The organism is Comamonas aquatica NBRC 14918 (genome assembly GCF_000739875.1).
Lineage (GTDB): Bacteria > Pseudomonadota > Gammaproteobacteria > Burkholderiales > Burkholderiaceae_C > Comamonas > Comamonas aquatica.
This window is the reverse complement of record NZ_BBJR01000017.1, coordinates 1-579: the sequence shown is the minus strand read 5'-3', so window position 1 is coordinate 579 and position 579 is coordinate 1. Positions and strand designations below refer to the sequence as shown.

The 579-nt window shown below is 64.2% G+C and carries 1 pseudogene and 1 other annotated feature; the pseudogene reads left to right on the top strand.

From position 1 onward, the window contains the following. Positions 1-579 (top strand): annotated as a pseudogene (locus tag CA2_RS01330) (IS3 family transposase); the annotation flags it as partial. Continuing rightward, positions 138-254 (top strand) — a sequence feature (AL1L pseudoknot). It overlaps the preceding pseudogene by 117 nt.

The window sequence follows — 579 nt, the reverse complement described above, 5'->3', positions numbered from 1 at the left end:
AACGATTGGGTCAAGAAGGCCGAGGTCGACAGCGGCCAGCGTGCCGGTACCACCACGTCAGAAGCCCAGCGCATCAAGGAGCTGGAACGTGAGGTCAAGGAGCTGCGCCGGGCCAACGACATCCTGAAGACGGCCAGCGCGTTTTTTGCGCAGGCGCAGCTCGACCGCCGATTGAAGTCTTGAAGAACTACATCGACCGCCACCGTGACGACTACGGGGTCGAGCCCATCTGCCGGGTGTTGCAGATGGCCCCGTCGTGTTACTGGCGCCACGCAGCCCGGCAACGCAACCCGCAACTGCGCAGTCAACGCGCCCAGCGTGACGAGGGTTTGAAGGCCGACATCCAGCGCGTGTGGCATGCCAACTGGCAGGTCTACGGGGCCGATAAGGTCTGGCTGCAGATGAACCGCGAGGGCATCCCGGTGGCACGTTGTACTGTGGAGCGACTGATGCGTGCCATGGGCTTGCAAGGGGCTCGCCGTGGCAGGGCGGTACGTACCACCACGCCTGACACATCAGCGCCGTGCCCGCTGGACCACGTCAACCGGCACTTCAAGGCCAGCCGTCCCAACGAGCTAT